This window comes from Streptomyces sp. NBC_00433 (assembly GCA_036015235.1).
In the GTDB taxonomy this organism is placed as follows: Bacteria; Actinomycetota; Actinomycetes; order Streptomycetales; family Streptomycetaceae; genus Actinacidiphila.
Map to the genome: position 1 here is coordinate 8,119,678 of CP107926.1, position 15,711 is coordinate 8,135,388.

The 15,711-nt window shown below is 70.2% G+C and carries 11 protein-coding genes and 1 pseudogene; 7 read left to right on the forward strand and 5 right to left on the reverse strand.

The genetic code is table 11. The features are described 5' to 3' along the window. Window positions 1-5: 5 nt before the first annotated feature. Complete coding sequence (locus OG900_35080; GenBank protein ID WUH94859.1) at window positions 6-3,107, reverse strand: GH92 family glycosyl hydrolase; 3,102 nt, start codon at window positions 3,105-3,107, stop codon at window positions 6-8. A 301-nt stretch (window positions 3,108-3,408) separates the two neighbouring features. Between OG900_35080 and OG900_35085 the strand changes: the two genes are divergently transcribed. Both OG900_35085 and OG900_35090 read left to right on the forward strand, forming a co-directional pair. Then, entirely contained in the window at window positions 3,409-3,897 is a 489-nt protein-coding gene (locus OG900_35085; protein WUH94860.1) for a substrate-binding domain-containing protein, read from the forward strand. Between the two features lie 130 nt (window positions 3,898-4,027). Next, a complete protein-coding gene (locus OG900_35090; protein WUH94861.1) occupies window positions 4,028-5,035 on the forward strand; it encodes a LacI family transcriptional regulator in 1,008 nt (335 codons plus the stop codon). A gap of 650 nt (window positions 5,036-5,685) precedes the next feature. Here OG900_35090 and OG900_35095 read toward each other — a convergent pair. The 3 genes from OG900_35095 to OG900_35105 all read right to left on the reverse strand — a co-directional run bounded on the left by OG900_35095 (window position 5,686) and on the right by OG900_35105 (window position 8,222). After that, window positions 5,686-6,108, reverse strand: a complete 423-nt coding sequence (locus OG900_35095) for a type II toxin-antitoxin system VapC family toxin (GenBank protein WUH94862.1) — start codon at window positions 6,106-6,108, stop codon at window positions 5,686-5,688. Further along, on the reverse strand, window positions 6,105-6,335 hold the full coding sequence (locus tag OG900_35100; GenBank protein ID WUH94863.1) for an antitoxin: 231 nt from the start codon (window positions 6,333-6,335) through the stop codon (window positions 6,105-6,107). Before OG900_35100 ends, OG900_35095 begins: the two co-directional genes overlap by 4 nt. Window positions 6,336-7,052: 717 nt before the next feature. Continuing rightward, window positions 7,053-8,222 carry a hypothetical protein gene (locus OG900_35105; protein WUH94864.1) on the reverse strand — a complete coding sequence of 390 codons (1,170 nt, stop codon included), beginning with the start codon at window positions 8,220-8,222 and terminating at the stop codon, window positions 7,053-7,055. 1,292 nt (window positions 8,223-9,514) lie between these two features. Here OG900_35105 and OG900_35110 point away from each other — a divergent pair. The 3 genes from OG900_35110 to OG900_35120 all read left to right on the forward strand — a co-directional run bounded on the left by OG900_35110 (window position 9,515) and on the right by OG900_35120 (window position 12,181). Continuing rightward, a complete protein-coding gene (locus OG900_35110; protein ID WUH94865.1) occupies window positions 9,515-9,847 on the forward strand; it encodes a MerR family transcriptional regulator in 333 nt (110 codons plus the stop codon). A 59-nt stretch (window positions 9,848-9,906) separates the two neighbouring features. After that, on the forward strand, window positions 9,907-10,710 hold the full coding sequence (locus tag OG900_35115; protein ID WUH94866.1) for a hemolysin III family protein: 804 nt from the start codon (window positions 9,907-9,909) through the stop codon (window positions 10,708-10,710). A 232-nt stretch (window positions 10,711-10,942) separates the two neighbouring features. Continuing rightward, a complete protein-coding gene (locus OG900_35120; GenBank protein WUH96038.1) occupies window positions 10,943-12,181 on the forward strand; it encodes a serine/threonine-protein phosphatase in 1,239 nt (412 codons plus the stop codon). A gap of 120 nt (window positions 12,182-12,301) precedes the next feature. On the opposite strand, the gene thiM is transcribed toward OG900_35120, so the two are convergent. Beyond that, the gene (gene thiM / locus OG900_35125; GenBank protein WUH94867.1) at window positions 12,302-13,117 is read right to left on the reverse strand and encodes a hydroxyethylthiazole kinase; all 816 of its coding nucleotides are present in this window, start codon (window positions 13,115-13,117) and stop codon (window positions 12,302-12,304) included. 558 nt (window positions 13,118-13,675) lie between these two features. Here thiM and OG900_35130 point away from each other — a divergent pair. Next, window positions 13,676-14,620 (forward strand): NADP-dependent oxidoreductase, encoded by a 945-nt coding sequence (locus OG900_35130; GenBank protein WUH94868.1) that lies wholly within the window; start codon window positions 13,676-13,678, stop codon window positions 14,618-14,620. Window positions 14,621-15,040: 420 nt separating this feature from the next. Continuing rightward, a pseudogene (locus OG900_35135) lies at window positions 15,041-15,589 on the forward strand (transposase). Window positions 15,590-15,711 lie beyond the last annotated feature (122 nt).

A 15,711-nucleotide genomic window follows, 5' to 3' on the forward strand; every position in this document is an offset into this window, starting at 1 on the left:
GGCCGTCAGCTCACCGACCACTGCTGGTCGGTGCCGCTGTCGCAGGTCCAGACGTCCAGCTGGGTGCCGTTGGCGGAGTTCGACCCCGGCACGTCGAGGCATTTGTTCGCCGCGGCGTTGATCAGCTGCTTGCCGCTGACGGTCCACTTCTGGGCGCTGCTGCTGTTGCAGTCCCACAGCTGCACCAGCGTCCCGTCCGCGGTGCCCGAGCCGGCGTCGTCCAGGCACTTGCCGAGTGCCTGGACGGTGCCGTCGGCGCCCACGGTCCAGGACTGCGCGTCGGTGCCGTTGCAGTCGTAGAGCTGCACGTGGGTGCCGTTGGCGGTCGCGGAGTTGGCGACGTCCACGCACTTGCCGGCCAGGCCGGTGATCGCGTGCGGGGCCGTGCCGCCGCCGGACTGCCCGAAGACCTCCAGTTCGTAGACGCGGGCGGCCGTGTCGCCGCCGGTGTTGGTGGGCGCCGAGATCGCCAGCCGGACGTAGCGCGCCTGCCGCGGGGCGATGGAGTGGTAGGTGCGGCTGGAGCGCGAGCCGGTGACGTTGGTCGCCAGCGACCAGGTGCTGTTGTCGGTGCTGGTCAGGATCTGGAAGGCCGAGGTGTTCCAGCTGGTGTTCTCACCGCCGAGGCCCGCGTGCTTGACCACGAACGACCCCACGGTCTGCGTCGAGCCGAGGTCGACCGTCAGCGTCGGGTTCGCCGCCTTCGAGCACCACTTGCTGTTGTTCTGCAGGGAGTTGTCGACCGCCTTGTCCGCGGACTCCGCCGTCCCGCACGGTGTGGAGGCGGTGACCGCCCTGCCCTGCGCCAGGTTGGTGCCCAGGGCCGGCGCGGCCGGTACGGGGGTGGCCCCGTCCTGGAAGGACGGCGGTACGTCCCCGGCGCCGGTGCCCCAACTGCCGCTCGGCGTGCCGCCCATGGTGTAGTCGAGCGTGCCGCCGCCGGCGATGTCCGGGTAGCGCAGGTAGTTGTGGCTGGTGGCGGCGCCGTTGACCTTCAGGCCCTGGACGTAGCCGCCGCTGCCCGAGGAGTTGATGGTGATGTTGCCGCCGGGCCGCTGGAGCAGCACCGAGGGGAACTGCGGGCCGTTGACGGCCAGCGTGTCCGCGCCGGGGGTCGCCGGGTACATCCCCAGCGCCGCCCACACGTACCACGCCGAGGTCGCCCCGAGGTCGTCGTTGCCGGGCAGGCCGCCCGCGCCGGTGGTGAACGACTCGGTCATCACCTTGTGCACCGCGTCCGCCGTGCCCGCGGGGTCGCGGGCGAAGTTGTACGCCCACGGCACGCCGTGCTCCGGTTCGTTGCCTATGTAGTAATACGGCAGGCTCTGACCGGCGTTGACCTGGGTGAAGTGGTGGTTGAGCCGCTGGGCCGCGGTCGCGGGGCCGCCCATGTCGTTGATCAGGTCGGCGAAGTCGTACGGCACCATCCAGGTGTACTGCGCCGCATTGCCCTCGGTGAAGTTGCTCGGGCTCGCCGGGTCCAGCGGCCACGACCAGCTGCCGTCCGAACTGCGCGGCTGCATGTAGCCGGACTCGGTGCTGAAGGTGTTGCGCCACCACTGGGCGCGCGTCATGTGGGTGTTGTAGCTCGCGGTGTTGCCGAGCGCCTTGGCGAACTGCGCCACCGCGAAGTCCGACGCGCTGTATTCGAGCGAGTCGGAGGGCGCGCCCAGGTAGTGCTGGCTGGTGTAGGTGCCCTGGTTGCCGCGGATCGGCGAGCCCTGCGCCGTGCCGCCGTTGGAGGCCTTCTCCATCAGCGACAGCGCCGCGGCGGTGTCGAAGTCCCGCACCCCGAAGGCGTACATGCTGCTGACGATGATCGGCCCCGGGTCGCCGGTCATCACGAAGTCCTCGTTCGTCTGCTGCGACCACTTGGGCAGCAGGCCGCCCTGCTGGCCGTCCAGGACCATGGACTTGGCGATGTCGGCGGCCTCGGTCGGCGCGATGAGGGCGACCAGTGCCGCCCACGAGCGGTAGATGTCCCAGCCCGAGTAGTTCTGGTAAACCGGCCGGGTCGAGTTGTGCACCGCCCCGTCGAAGCCGCGGTAGTCGCCGTTGACGTCGCTGGAGATGTTGGGGCTCTGGAAGACGTGGTAAAGCGCCGTGTAGAACTTCTTCAGGTCCGCCGTGGCGCCCCCGGTGACCTGGGCGCGGTTGAGTATCGCGTTCCAGGACGTGTCGGCCGCGGTGCGGGTCGCGTTGAAGTCCCAGCCGTTGTTCTCGGCGGTCAGGTTGGCCTGCGCGCCCGCCACGCTCACGTAGCTCAGGCCGACCTTGGTCTGCACGGTCTGGTTGCCGGTCGTGTCGAAGGTGACGTAGGCGCCGGTGTTGGTGCCCGACGCGCTGCTCGAACCGGCCGAGACCGTACCGCCGTTCCAGGTGCCGAAACCGGACGGGGCGCGGTCGAAGCGGATGTCGAAATAGATCTGGTAGGTCTTCGACGAGCCGCAGAAGCCGCCGGCGGTGACGCTGCCGGTCACCTCGGACCCGCTGACCTTCACCGACCCGCTGCGGTTGCCGGTCGCGCTGCGGCCGGTGTTGATCAGCAGGCCGGCGCTGGTGGTCGAGGGGTAGGTCAGCCGGGCCATGCCGCCGCGGGTGGTGGCCGTCAGCTCCACGCCGGTGCCGTACTTGTCCAGGCGGTTCCTGTAGTAGCCGGGCGCGGCCGACTCGTTGGACTTGGTGTACGCCGACGCGTAGCTGGTCCAGTTGCTGCCGGGGGAGGTGCCGACCGCGCCGGTGATCGGCATCAGCGGCAGGTCCTCGTTGTTGGGGCAGCCCGCTCCGTCGAAGTGGGTGAGGCTGAAGTCCTCGATGGAGCTGTCGGAGTAGCGGTAGCCGGACGGCGAGGCCGTCGGTGTGTCGGGGCTGAACTGCACCCCGCCGAAGGGCGCCACGGCCCCCGGGTAGGTGCTGCCGCCGGCGCCGCCGCCGACCGGGTTGGGGGCGTTGCTGTCGTCGGACCCGACGAAGGTGTCGACGTACTGCGTGAGGTTGGCGGTGGCGGCATGGGCGGGGGCCGACGTGAGGCCGCCGATGCCGAGGGCGGCCAGTAAGAGGGCGCCGACGGCGCCCGCGGTTCTGCTGCGGAGCACGGGAGGGAGCACGGAGGACCACCTTCTCGCGGAGGCCGCGGGCCGTGGGATGACGCACGGCGAGCGGCCTCGGGGCACGGGGGATGCTCGTACGGATGTGAACGTTACCAAGCGAATCAGCATCTTGACGTGTACCTGATTTGCTGTCAAGGGCGCGCGCGACACCCCGATTCCCCGCTCCCGCGCCGCCCCGTGGGGTACGCCGCCCGCTGTTGCGCGATGTGTTGACACGCCGTCAGGACGCCCGCACAATCCCGGAACGCTTGCGAACGTTACCAATGCACCGCGTTACCGCGACGCCGGGAGACAGCCGATGGCACAACCACGCCTGGAAGCCAGACGCCTGGCCAAGCGGTTCGGTCACGTCAGGGCGCTCCAGGCCGCCGACTGTCGTCGCCCGCCCGCCGGGGATCACCGGACAGCCCTGAGGCCAGGGTCCCCCCCGCCGATCGTCAGCCTCGGCGGCTTCGGCGCAGCGCTCGGCGCCGCCCAGATCAGCACCGGCGGCCAGGACCCGGCAGGCATCTCCACCGGACTGCAGGCCGCGGGCAAGCAGGGCAAGGTCAAGGTCGCCGCCTTCGACGCGGAACCCGACGAGATCACCGCGCTCACCGACGGCACCCTCGACGTCCTGGTCGCCCAGGACCCCGGCGCCATCGGCCGGCAGGGCGTCGACCAGGCACTCGCGGCGATCGACAAGAAGAAGGTCACCGCGCACATCGGCACCGACATGGTGGCCATCACCAAGGCCGACATGGACCAGCCCGACGTCAAGAAGTTCTTCCACCAGGCCGCCTGCTGATCAAGGGGAGCCCGGAATACACCTCCCCGGGGCCCGCCTGCCATCATCGACGCACGAGCCGGCCTGCCGCCGGTGACCGGCTGTCCGCCGGCCGCCGGCCAGCCCGGCCGGCACAGCGACGAGGAGGCCCGTGAAACGCCCGACGATGAAGGACGTGGCCCGCGCAGCCGGGGTCAGTCCGATGACGGTCTCCCGGGTCGTGTCGGGCGAAGCGGGCGTCGCCCCCGAGACCGCCGCCCGGGTCGGCCAGGCGGTGCGCAAGCTCGGCTACCAGCGCAACGACAACGCCCGCAGCCTGCGCCAGAAGAACCTCGGCACCTCCACCATCGGCCTGGTCGTCGACGACCTGGCCAACCCCTTCTACGCCCTGATGGCCCGTTCGGTGGAGGACGAGGCCCACCGCCGCGGCCATGTGGTGCTGGTCGGCAGCACCAACGACGAACCGCAGCGCGAGCGCGAGGTCATCGCCGCCTTCACCGCCCGCCAGGTGGACGGCCTGATCCTTGTCCCCACCATCGGCAGCCACGGCTTCCTCAAACGCCCGATGGACGGCGGCACCCAGGTGGTCTGCGTCGACCGCCCCGCCAAGGGCCTGGCCGTCGACACCGTCACCGTCGACAACCGGGCCGCCGCCGGACGGGCCGTCACCCACCTGCTCGGCCACGGCCACACCCGCATCGCCTACCTCGGCGACCGCTTCGACATCTGGACCCAGGCCGAGCGCTACGCCGGCTACCTCGACGCGCTCGCCGCCCACGGCATCCCCGAGGACCCCGCGCTCGTACGGCACGAGCTGCGCTCCCACCCGCAGGCCCGCGACGCGCTGGCCGTGCTGCGTACGCTGCCCGACCCGCCGACCGCGCTGTTCACCAGCAACGACCTGATCACCCTGGGCGTCCTCGACGGCCTCGACCACCCGGCGCCGCTCGCCCTGGTCGGCTTCGACGACCTGCCGCTGGGCGAGCGCCTGACCCCGCCGCTGACCGTGGTCAGCCAGGACCCGGTCGCACTCGGCGGCACCGCGGCCAACCTGCTCTTCTCGCGGATCGCGGGCGACCGCTCGGCGCCCCGGTCGGTCGTGCTCCTCACCCGCTTCGTGGTCCGCGGTTCGGGCGCCTTCCGCACGGCGGCCGGCTGACCCCGCGGCCCCGGCGCGACGCCGCACCGGGACCAGGGGGGCGCACGAGGGCGCCTCACGCGCCGGCGTGCGCGTGGCGTGCGCACCCGCGCACTTGTAAAGCGTAGGTCGTCGGTTCGAACCCGACAGGGGGCTCTTTTTCTTGCCTGGCCAGGCCTTGTCCCCGCGGCGCGGGGCGCTCGGCGGCCGGTCGCGAGGCCGCCGTGCCGCGGTCGAGGGCTGCAACCGGCGGCAGGCGGGCAGGAAGCTGCCCGATATCAGCGCGGGTGTCATCTTTCCCGGATTCTCTGCCGCCACCACGCTTCGGCATGCCACGGGCTGATGGACGCGGCCCCGGGGTCGGGCAGGGTGCGACGAAGGAACTCCGCGTCCAGCGGGGTGACGATCTTGCGGAGCCCTGCCCGGCGCGCGGGCGGCAGTCGTCGGAGTGCTTGTTCGAGGATGTCCCGTGGCCCTGCTGGATCGCAGCAGGGGCAGTCGGCCCAAGGCAGAGGAAGCGTCACTGCGGGCCGGCCATCGCTGAGCACGGATGGCGCTGGGCGGTTTACGCGCCATCGGCCTTTCTGGTCTGCGTCATGGCGCACATCATGCCAGGCCCCCGGAAACCTCGTCAGCGTTGAGGCAGGGATGCCTCAACGAGGTTGCTGGGGTCAGGTGGTGGCTGCCTCGTACGTCTCGATCGTGCAGCGGGCCGCTCCGCTGCGTTCGATCCTGGCGTCGCTGGTGACGAGCGGTACGCCGAAGCTTTCGGCGAGGGCTACGTAGTGTGCGTCGTAGGCGGAGAGGTTGTTCGAGAGGTCGCGTACCCGCTGCCACAGCACCAGCGTCGGGTGCAGGTCGAGAGCGAGGGCCTGGTAGTCGGTGATCGCCTTGGCGGCTTCCTTCTCCGTGATCTTCGGCTTGCCGCCGCGCCGACCGCGCGCCAGTCCGAAGACGGCCGACGTGATCTCGTAGTCGAGCAGACTCGGCGCGGCAAGAGTGTCGGCGCGACCCACCCGCTCGCGGATCGCGGTTCCGGTCGTGCCGTGGTCGAGGAGGAAGTGCACAAGGCTGGAGCAGTCAATGACGATCAACGTCGTTCACGCCCGTCCTCGATGGCGCTGAGGATGTCGGTCGTGCTGAGCGCGGTGCGGGTTTCACGCTCCAGGCGTGCCGCCATCTCCGCGAGAGTGGGCCTGGCGGCTTCCCGGGACAGGAGCTCCAGGGCGTACGCCTGGAGGGACTTGCCCGCCTGCGCGGCGCGTACCTTCAAAGCGTTGACTGTGTCGTCCGGGACGTCCCGGATGGTGATCGCGGTCATGCATTCATTTTAGCATCAGTGCAGGCAATGTGCAGGCGCACTTGAGTTGCGGAGCACGGATTCAGCACACATGGGGCTGGAAAGCCGTCCCAACCAGTGGCATGAGGTGAACGTTGTTTGCGCTGTTCAGGGGAACGTTCGCTGCATTTCCACAGGTCAGCCGCCCGCCCCGAGGGATCTTGTAAAGCGTAGGTCGTCGGTTCGAACCCGACAGGAGGCTCCATGGTGAACCCCAGGGTAAGCGTTTGACCTGGCATTTTTCCCTTCTCTTGGCCATGGGGAGGCCTCCAGTGGACCCCTTTTGACCTACGCATTGTGATGCGTCCGGCGCGGGCTGACCCAGGGGAGGCACTGGTTGGGCCCGTGGGCGCTCACGGGCCTCTGAACAGGGCTTTCGCGGCACAGTGCTGTGCCTGACGGCCGGGCGGGCAGCGGGCGAACGGGCAAGGGGAGCGCGAGGGGAGCGCATCAGGACAGTGCGGGTGCGGCGGGCGTCCCTGTGCAGGGAGGTCGTCGGCGGTCGTGAACGGTTCTCGTGAAGGCGGGTGGGGGACGCGGTCTGCGCCCCGGACCGGTTGTTGCGCGTGCCGGGCGCCTCCGGGGGCGGGAGCGAGGAAGGAATCTTCGATCGTGGACTTTGTGCCGGGTCCACAAGGGGTGGCCCTGGGGAGCGGCCGATGAGGGCGGCGCGCTGGTGCCGGTGTTCCCCTCAGGCGATCAGCGGGCTGTCAGGCCGGCGTCGGTGAAACGTCGCATCAGCGAGGGCTTGCCGCGGTGCTGGTCGCGTAGGGGCTGCAGGCGCCGGGCGAACTCCTCGGGGGTGCCCGCCCGGTCGTGGACCTCGCGGAGATCCTTCAGGAGGGCGACTGCGGCGTCGTACGGGCCGGGCTGCTTCTGCCCGATCAGGTGGACGATGTCCTGCCAGGCCTGCTCGGCGTTCTCGGCCAGGCGGTCCAGCTGGTCCTCCCTGGCCCGCTGTTCGGCTCGGAGGGCCTGGGCGCGGGCCCGTTGCTGCTGCTGCGTGTGCTCGCTGCGTACTTCGTGGGCGGCGTCGAGGAGCTCTGCGGCTGAGCGGCGTGGGGCGGCGGTGGAGGGTTCGGATGTGCCCTGGGATGCGGTGCGGTGGCGGGCCAGCAGCGCGGGGCCCGGTTGTGGGGATGTGCCCAGGGCGGCGTCCAGCAGCATGGCGTCCTTCTCGCGTTGCGGCAGGGCGCGGATCCACGCGGCGAGTGCGTCTTTGCCGACCGCCTGGGAAGGGGCGGCACAACTGGCCCGCGCGGCTGCGGTGAGCAGGTGCGGGTCGAGGTGCAGGAAGTCCGCCAGGGCCTGTTGCGAGCCGGTGAGCTGGGCCAGACCGGCGGGTACGGGCGGCTCCATGGCGGAGGTGTACTCGTCTTCGTCGACGCCTTCCTGCAATTCCCAGCGGGTGAGCGCGGAAAGCCAGGCCAGATAGAGGGGACGCAGGTCGCCCGCGGCGAGTTCGGTACGCAGGGCGGTAAATGAGGCCAGGGTGAAGGAGGTGTCGAACTCCCACTCGCTGTCGTCCTCGGCCGAGTAGCCGAAGTCGAGGATCAGGTGCCCGTTCCTGGTCCAGCAGGTGAAGGCGTCTTCCGCGCAATACGGTTCGGCGCTGCGGGCGGGCAGCAGCGTGGTGGGCAGGCGCAGCATGAGGCGACGCGAGCCCCAGTTGGCAAAATACAGATGTGCGTCGTACAGCTGCTCCATCAGCTTGCGGCCGTCACCGCGGAAGTCGCCGTAGTGGTATTCGTTGACGAAGTGCGTCGTGCTGATCCTGGCCCGGCTCGACAGGGCCCGTACCTGCTGGAGCTCGTCCGTGGTCAACGGTCGGTCAACGGCCTGGAACTCGTAGTACTGGTACTCGCTCACGGCCGCGCAGCTTACCGCCGAGTGCTGCCGCTCGTGCCACGGAGACATGGCGTTGCTTCCCCTACGGCACGGAGGGTTCGGCGGGGCCATCGGACGTGGACCGGCACTCGGGGCGGGAGGTCGGGTGGGGAACAACGCACCGGCGTCCTTCGTCGAGCTTTGCGGGCCGGTGCCGGACCGCGCCGCGCGCCGCAGCGGGACGGCACGTCAGCGGGTACGGACTACTCGGCGGGGCGCCGGTAAGTGGTCGGTCGTCCTCTGTCCGAGTTGCTCCACCAGGCCCCGGCTGCGCAGGTCGCGGAGGACCTTGCGGATGTCGGGAGCAGTGAGCTCCAGTGACTTCTGCAGTTCGGCCGCGCTCTGGGGGGCGGCTGCGAGCGCGTCGTAGACGCGCAGCGCGGTTTCGTTCAGCCCGAAGGTCGCGTGGCGGGTGCCGCTGCGCGCTGCAGACCGTCATCGCACCCCCCCGGGGAGGGAGTGCACCCCCGGCGACCGGCGCAGGTTACCTCTTTAGTGAGCACTCAGAAATCTATGGTGGCTGGAGTAGACATTGGGCGGTGGAATGGTTATGGTTTCTCTCGTAGTCGAGATCAGCAAGGTCCGGCAGACACGAACTGCCGGGCAGCAGTACACGCAAGTGCAGTACGCAGGACGGTGCGGTGGTGGAGTTCCGAAGCCAGAGTGGTTGCCTGACGGCGACGGGGCTGACGACCGGACCGGGTGGCCCGCGGTGATCAGGGGCTGCCATGAGCAGGATCGCAGTTCAGGCAAGTTGCAGTACCTGTAAGTGCAGTGCGCAGTACCCAGCAGTGAGTTCAGTGAGCAGTACCTCGGTGAAGGCGTCGGCTGCGGGCGCGCGTACCGGGAGGTTCGGCAGTGGGGTTCTAAGCCAGAGCAGACGCAGGACGGGCGACGGGGCTGGCTGCCGAAGGGTGGCGCTTACTTGAGGCCATCAGCAGTTCGCATCACTGGCAGTACCAGCAGTACGCAACACGAGCAGCAGGCAGTTCACGTTTGGCAGGTAGTTGATCAGAGGGAAGAACGGAGGAGCCCAAGCGCCATCGGGATCGCCCGGGCGGAATACCTTTGAGCCCGGGTACCGCAGGACATCGTTAGCGAGGTGGTCTCCGGTCAAGCAACCGCGATCCCCGCACACGCCGGTACCCCCTTCGGCGGTGCGGACACAGTAGGCCGGCGCAGTTCTAGGGCCGGCAGATGGTGTAGTAGTTCCTTCGGGGCCTTGGTGCCGTACGGCACCAAGGCCCCTCACACGTGTTCCACAGAGAGGTGAGATGACAGCAGGCGACTCGTACAACCGGCTCGAAGACGACGACTACCCCGCCTACACCATGGGCCGGGCCGCCGAACTGCTCGGCACCACCCAGAACTTCCTGCGCGCCATCGGCGAAGCCCGCCTGATCACCCCGCTGCGCTCCGCCGGCGGACACCGCCGCTACTCCCGCTACCAGTTGCGTATCGCCGCCCGCGCCCGCGAACTCGTCGACCAGGGCGTTTCGATAGAGGCGGCCTGCCGCATCGTCATCCTCGAAGACCAACTCGAAGAAGCCCAGCGCATCAACGAGGAACTGCGCGGCGCCGCGTTCAAGGACCGCGCCACCGCTTGACCGGCTTTTCTTCCCTGGCTAGTTGCTGCGTTATGCGTAGTTTCTCATATTATGTGCGCATGATCGCCGAAGATGCCCAGCCACCGGTCCGGGGGCGGGAGCCCCAATACCGCTCCGGCCACGCGCACGACGCCCTCCGCGCCCCGGCAGGTGATCCGCCTGCCGGCGCGACCGGTGAGCCGGTCCCCGACCGGGCCGCTGCCGGCCCGGAAACCGGGGCGGCGCGGGCGGCGGCCGTGGTGAAGCCGCGATTGCGCGGCTGGCTGCATGCCGGGATGTTCCCCCTCGCTCTGGCCGGCGGCATCGTCCTGATCGCGCTTTCGCGTTCGGCGGCGGCGATGGCGGCCTGCTCGGTGTACGCGGTCTCGGCCTGCCTGCTGTTCGGTACGAGCGCGGTGTACCACCGCGGCAACTGGGGCCCGCGTGGGGAGGGGGTCCTGCGCCGCCTGGACCACGCGAACATCTTCCTGATCATCGCCGGCACGTACACGCCCCTGGCGGTACTGCTGCTGCCCGGACGCCAGCAGGTGGTGCTGCTGTCCCTGGTGTGGTCCGGGGCCGTGGCCGGCATCGCCTTCCGGATCTGGTGGATCCGGGCGCCGCGCTGGCTGTACACCTTGTGCTACATCGCCCTGGGCTGGGCTGCGGTGTTCTACCTGCCCGCATTCGCACGCGCCGGCGGCCCCGCAGCCGTCGTCCTGGTCATCGCCGGCGGCCTCCTCTACACCGCGGGCGCCGTGGTGTACGGCCTGAAGCGCCCCGACCCCTGGCCGCGCTGGTTCGGCTTCCACGAGGTCTTCCACGCCCTCACTCTCGCCGCCTTCACCGCCCACTACACCGCCATCGCCCTGGCAGCCACCTGACCGGCGTCCGGGCGTTCTCCAGCGCAGGGCCTGTGCGGGTCGGCTGGCGCGGGGCCCGGATACGGCCTGGGGTCCTGCGCTAGACCATGATGTCCGGCAGCGTGACAGGCACCGTGTTGGTGCCCTGAGCGTCATCGAGCAGTGGGGAGTCGCCGTGACCGCAGCGGAGCCGAACGGGGACGGCGCAGGGGCCGCTCGTCCCGGCGGAGACGGGATGCGCCCGGATTCGGCGTTGTCGCTGGCGGGGGTCCTGGGGGCGGCGGAGGCAGCGGCGCCGGTGGAGTCCCTCGACGTGGTGGCGCGGATGCTCAAGGAACATCTCGGGGCGGCGTCGGTGTCCTTCCTGATCACCGACTTCACCGGCAGTTCGGTGGTGCGGCTGGGCACTGCGGGAAGCGTGGACACGGGTGAGCCGGCCCGGCGCATCACGCTGCGGGGCACCGTCTACGACGACGTGATCCGCACCCAGCAGCCGGCCATCGAGGACAGCGGCCGGGGGACGTATACCCGGGTCGTGGCCCCGGTGACCAACCGCGGCGACGCCATCGGACTCCTGGAACTGTTCCTGCCCGCGACGCCGGGTGCGGAGGTGCTGCGGGAGATCGGTGAGAGTGCGCACGCGCTGGCCTACATCGTCATCGCGAACCGGTCCTTCACCGACGTGTACCAGTGGGGGCGGCGCACCAGCCCGCTGAGCCTGGCCGCGGAGATCCAGCACCGGCTGCTCCCGGCGTCGCTGGCGTGCGAGGCGGCGCAGTTCGCGGTCGCCGGGGCGCTGGAGCCCGCCGACCTCGTCGGGGGTGACACCTTCGACTACGTGATCGACCGGGACGCCGTCCAGCTGTCCGTCACCGACGCCATGGGCCACGACGTCCAGGCAGCGCTCCTGGCCACCCTCGTGGTCGGTGCGTTGCGCCGGGCACGGCGGGCGGGCGGAAGCCTCCTTGAGCAAGCAGATGAAGCCGATCGGGCGATGCGGGACCACGGCCGCGAAGGCTATGTCACCGGTCAGCTGCTGCGGATCAGCCTGCTCGACGGCAGAGCCGAGTTCGTCAACGCCGGGCACCCTTGGCCGCTGCTGCTGCGGAACGGGGAAGTGCGGCAGATCGTCCCGAAGGTCGATATGCCGTTCGGCGTCCGGATTCCACACTCCTACCGGGTGCAGTCGCTCGACCTGAGGCCGGGGGATCGGCTGGTGATGCTGACGGACGGCATGTTGGAACGCAACGCCAAGAGCCTGGACCTGCCGGACCTGATCGCCGGAACCCGCGCGCTGCACCCCCGCGAAGCCGCCCGCGCCCTCATCGGGGCGATCGTCGACGCCGGCGATGGTCACCTGGAGGACGACGCGACCGTCATGTGCCTTGACTGGCACGGCACCGGCCACTCCCAGCGGGACGCCGACACCGGCGCCGACCTCACCGACGCCTCACAACCGCTGGACACGGGACGGACCGCTCCCGGGCGCTGACCTGGGGCGCACCCGGCGCGGCACGGCCGGAGTGTGGGCGCTGGAAGGGCCGGTCGCCTGCTGGCAGGACAGGGGTGGGGTGCGCTCTGTAGTCATGGGGCGGCCAGAAGGCTGCTCACATCACGAGAGAGCCGCCCGTTCGAGTAGATCCTGCTCCGTCAGCGCGGCGAGTGCGTCCAGGAACGCGACGGCGAAGCTCCCTGGCCCGGCGACCTGTTGTGCGGCCACTTCGGCGGCGACCTTGTAGACGGTGACGGCTGCCACCGTCGTGGCGAGCCGGTCTTCGTCGATCGCCGCGAAGGCGGACATCACCGCGGCCAGCGCGCCGCCGGCACCCCCGGCCACCTGGGCCAGCAAGGCGTCCCCGTTGGCGATGCGCGCGTCGCGCGTCCCGTCGGTGACGAAGTCCACGGGTCCGGAGACGGCGACCACGCCGCTGGTCCGGCGGGCGAGTGTGCGCGCCGTCTCCTCTGCGGCCTGGAGGGTCTCGGCGGAGTCATCCGCGCCCTGTGCGCCGGCGCTGTCACCCGCGACCGCGATGATCTCCTCCGGTGTGCCCCGGATCACCGTGGGCCGCAGCTCCACGAGCTGGTGTGCCAGCGCGGTGCGTACCGGCAGCGGGCCGATCGTGAACGCGTCGAGGACCCACGGCGTACCGGCGGAAGCGGCCGCCTGGGCCGCTTCGGCCATGGCGGTCCGCTGTTCCGCGTGCGGCGTCGCGAGGTTGATCACGACAGCGGAGGCGATCCCTGCGAACGGTCCGGCCTCGTCCGGAACATCGACCATGGCCGGTGTGGCGCCCAGCGCGTACAGGACGTTCGCGGTGAAGTCGGTGACCACCGTGTTGGTCAGGCACTGGACAAGAGGGGCGCGGGTCCTCACCTGCGCGAGGGCCTGCGGGACGAATGCGGCGAGTTCGGCAGGGGTCGTGTACATAAAGGGTCGCTTCCGGGAGACAAGGGGAACCCGCCGCGCAGGCAGGACGGCCCACCGGCGAGCAGTGGATCAGGCTCGGGCCGGCGCAGCCGGAGCGGCGCGTGGCGCACAGAACATCAGGAACGGTAACCGAACAGTCGCAGCATGCAGTGGAAGCGGGTCATGGTGTCGGCGGGGAAGCGGCGATCGCATCGGGGGAAGCTGACGGGGACTGATCATCAACAGTTCCCGCTCTGGCCGGGAGACGGGGGAGCTGACCAACAGGTCCATTACCGGCAGGCCGCTGATGTTGGCGATGGGTGCGGGGTGACGGGACTGGGGGAGCGTCCCCAAACGTATCCGTCGGGCTCGCTGGTCGGAGCCTTCCCTCCTCCCGGATGACCGGGCGACACGGCAGGCATTCGCGTTCTGCTGCTGTCGGCGACGGCTGGGAGGTGGTCCGGGTGGATGGGCTGCTTGGCCCGTACGGTCGAGATCATGTCGTGGCAGGAGTCATGACTGCTCGCAGGGGGCATCGGTGTTCTCGACTGTTCCAGCGCAGCTCCTGAAGGCAGGCCCATGGAAGCCATCACCGTCCGCGACCGGGAAGCCGGTACCGGCGGACTCACCCTGGCGGAACTGCCCTATCCGCACGCCGCCGAGAACGACGTCATCGTGCGCGTGCACGCCGCGGGCTTCACGCGCGGGGAGCTCGACTGGCCCACCACGTGGGCCGACCGGGCCGGCCGCGACCGCACGCCGAGCGTGCCGGGCCACGAGCTGTCCGGGGTCGTCGCCGAGCTGGGATACGGCACCACCGGCCTCAGCGTCGGCCAGCGGGTCTTCGGCCTGACCGACTGGAGCCGCGACGGGTCGCTGGCCGAGTACACCGCGGTCGAGGCCCGCAACCTGGCCCCTCTTCCCGCCGGCATCGACCACACGGTGGCGGCCGCGCTGCCGATCTCGGGCCTGACCGCCTGGCAGGGTCTGTTCGACCACGGCGGGCTCGCGGCGGGGCAGACGGTCCTGGTGCACGGCGCTGCCGGAGGTGTCGGCTCGATCGCGGTCCAGCTCGCCCGCGAGGCGGGCGCACGGGTGATCGCCACGGGCCGGGCCCGCGACCGGGACACCGCTCTCGGCCTGGGCGCCGAGGCCTTCGTCGACCTCCAGGCGGACCGGCTGGAGGACACCGGAGAGGTCGACGTCGTCTTCGACGTGATCGGCGGGGAGATCCTCGAACGCTCGGCCGCGCTCGTGCGTGCCGGCGGCACCCTCGTCACCATCGCCGCGCCGCCCACGGCCACCCCCGAGAGCGGGCGGGCCGTCTTCTTCGTCGTCGAACCCGACCGCGCCCGTCTCGCCGACCTCGCACTGCGGGTCAGGGACGGCCGTCTCAGGCCGATCGTCGGCGAGGTGCGCCCGCTCGCCGAGACTCCGGAGGCCTTCGCGGCCGGCCACCACGCCCAGGGCAAGACGATCATCCGCGTCGCGCCTGACGAGACCACTCGCGGCCGATCGGGATGACGCGGTCATGCGTTTCCGCAGGGGCGGCGAGTTTGCGGATGGGCAAGCGGGTGAAGGGCCGGCCGAGCTTCGGGCGGTGGCCGTCTGGGCTATGAAGTCCTCGTTGTCAGGGCTGAGCAGGCGGGATGGCTCGCGCCCACCGAGGTCCGGGCAGGCCAGAGCATCTGTCACCGCCTGTACAGCAGCCTCAGTTACCTGAGTCTCGCCGAAGCCGCACTCGCAGTCTGAGCACCACACCAGCGGTGTCCGTCAGACCGGAACAAGCTCATCCGGCGCACGATCTGCTGCAGCTTCGAGCAATGCTCAGGACTTGTGGATCAGCTCCTCTGGAGGACGCGCGAAGGGCGTACCTTCCCGAGTGAGTGATCTCAAGTCACTGAGTAGGCCCGCGCTGCGAACGCGGGTCGGGAATGCACGCCCGTGCTCAGCGTAGTCAACGAAGACGGCACCACCGAGGCCGGTTCCCTGATCGACGAGATCGTCCGCGAGGGTGCTCGGCGGATGCTGGCCGCCGCCCTGGAGGCGGAGGTGGACCAGTACACAGCCGAGCTCGCCGGGCAGCGTGACGAGGCTGGTCGCCGGCTGGTGGTCCGCAACGGCCGGCACCGGCCGCGGACCGTGACCACGGCGGCTGGGCCGGTCGAGGTGGCCGCCCCGCGCGTGAACGACAAGCGGGTCGACGAGACGACGGGTGAACGTCAGCGGTTCTCCTCGAAGATCCTGGCGCCGTGGTGTCGGAAGTCCCCGAAGATCAGCGAGGTGCTGCCGTTGCTCTATCTCCACGGCCTGTCGTCGGGCGACTTCGTGCCCGCGATGGAACAGTTCCTGGGCTCCCCGGCCGGGCTGTCGCCGGCCACGGTGACCCGGCTGACGCAGCAGTGGACCGCCGACCACGTCGCCTTCCAGCGCGGTGACCTGGCGGAATCCGACTACGTCTACGTCTGGGCCGACGGCGTCCATCCCAAGATCCGCCACCGCACCGCACCTCGTCGCCCTCGTCCGAGCCGGCGCAAGGTTCGAAAACGGCCTCCTCGTTGAACGAGACGAGACCCTCGCAGCGTGATCCACCTCAACTGATCCACAGATCTCGA

Excerpts from the sequence above, each read along its gene's own strand:
- OG900_35100 (WUH94863.1), bottom strand. The coding sequence starts at position 6,335 with ATGACCGCGATCACCATCCGGGACGTCCCGGACGACACAGTCAACGCT.
- thiM (WUH94867.1), bottom strand. The coding sequence starts at position 13,117 with ATGTACACGACCCCTGCCGAACTCGCCGCATTCGTCCCGCAGGCCCTC.
- OG900_35085 (WUH94860.1), top strand. The coding sequence starts at position 3,409 with ATGGCACAACCACGCCTGGAAGCCAGACGCCTGGCCAAGCGGTTCGGT.
- OG900_35115 (WUH94866.1), top strand. The coding sequence starts at position 9,907 with ATGATCGCCGAAGATGCCCAGCCACCGGTCCGGGGGCGGGAGCCCCAA.
- OG900_35110 (WUH94865.1), top strand. The coding sequence starts at position 9,515 with ATGACAGCAGGCGACTCGTACAACCGGCTCGAAGACGACGACTACCCC.
- OG900_35130 (WUH94868.1), top strand. The coding sequence starts at position 13,676 with ATGGAAGCCATCACCGTCCGCGACCGGGAAGCCGGTACCGGCGGACTC.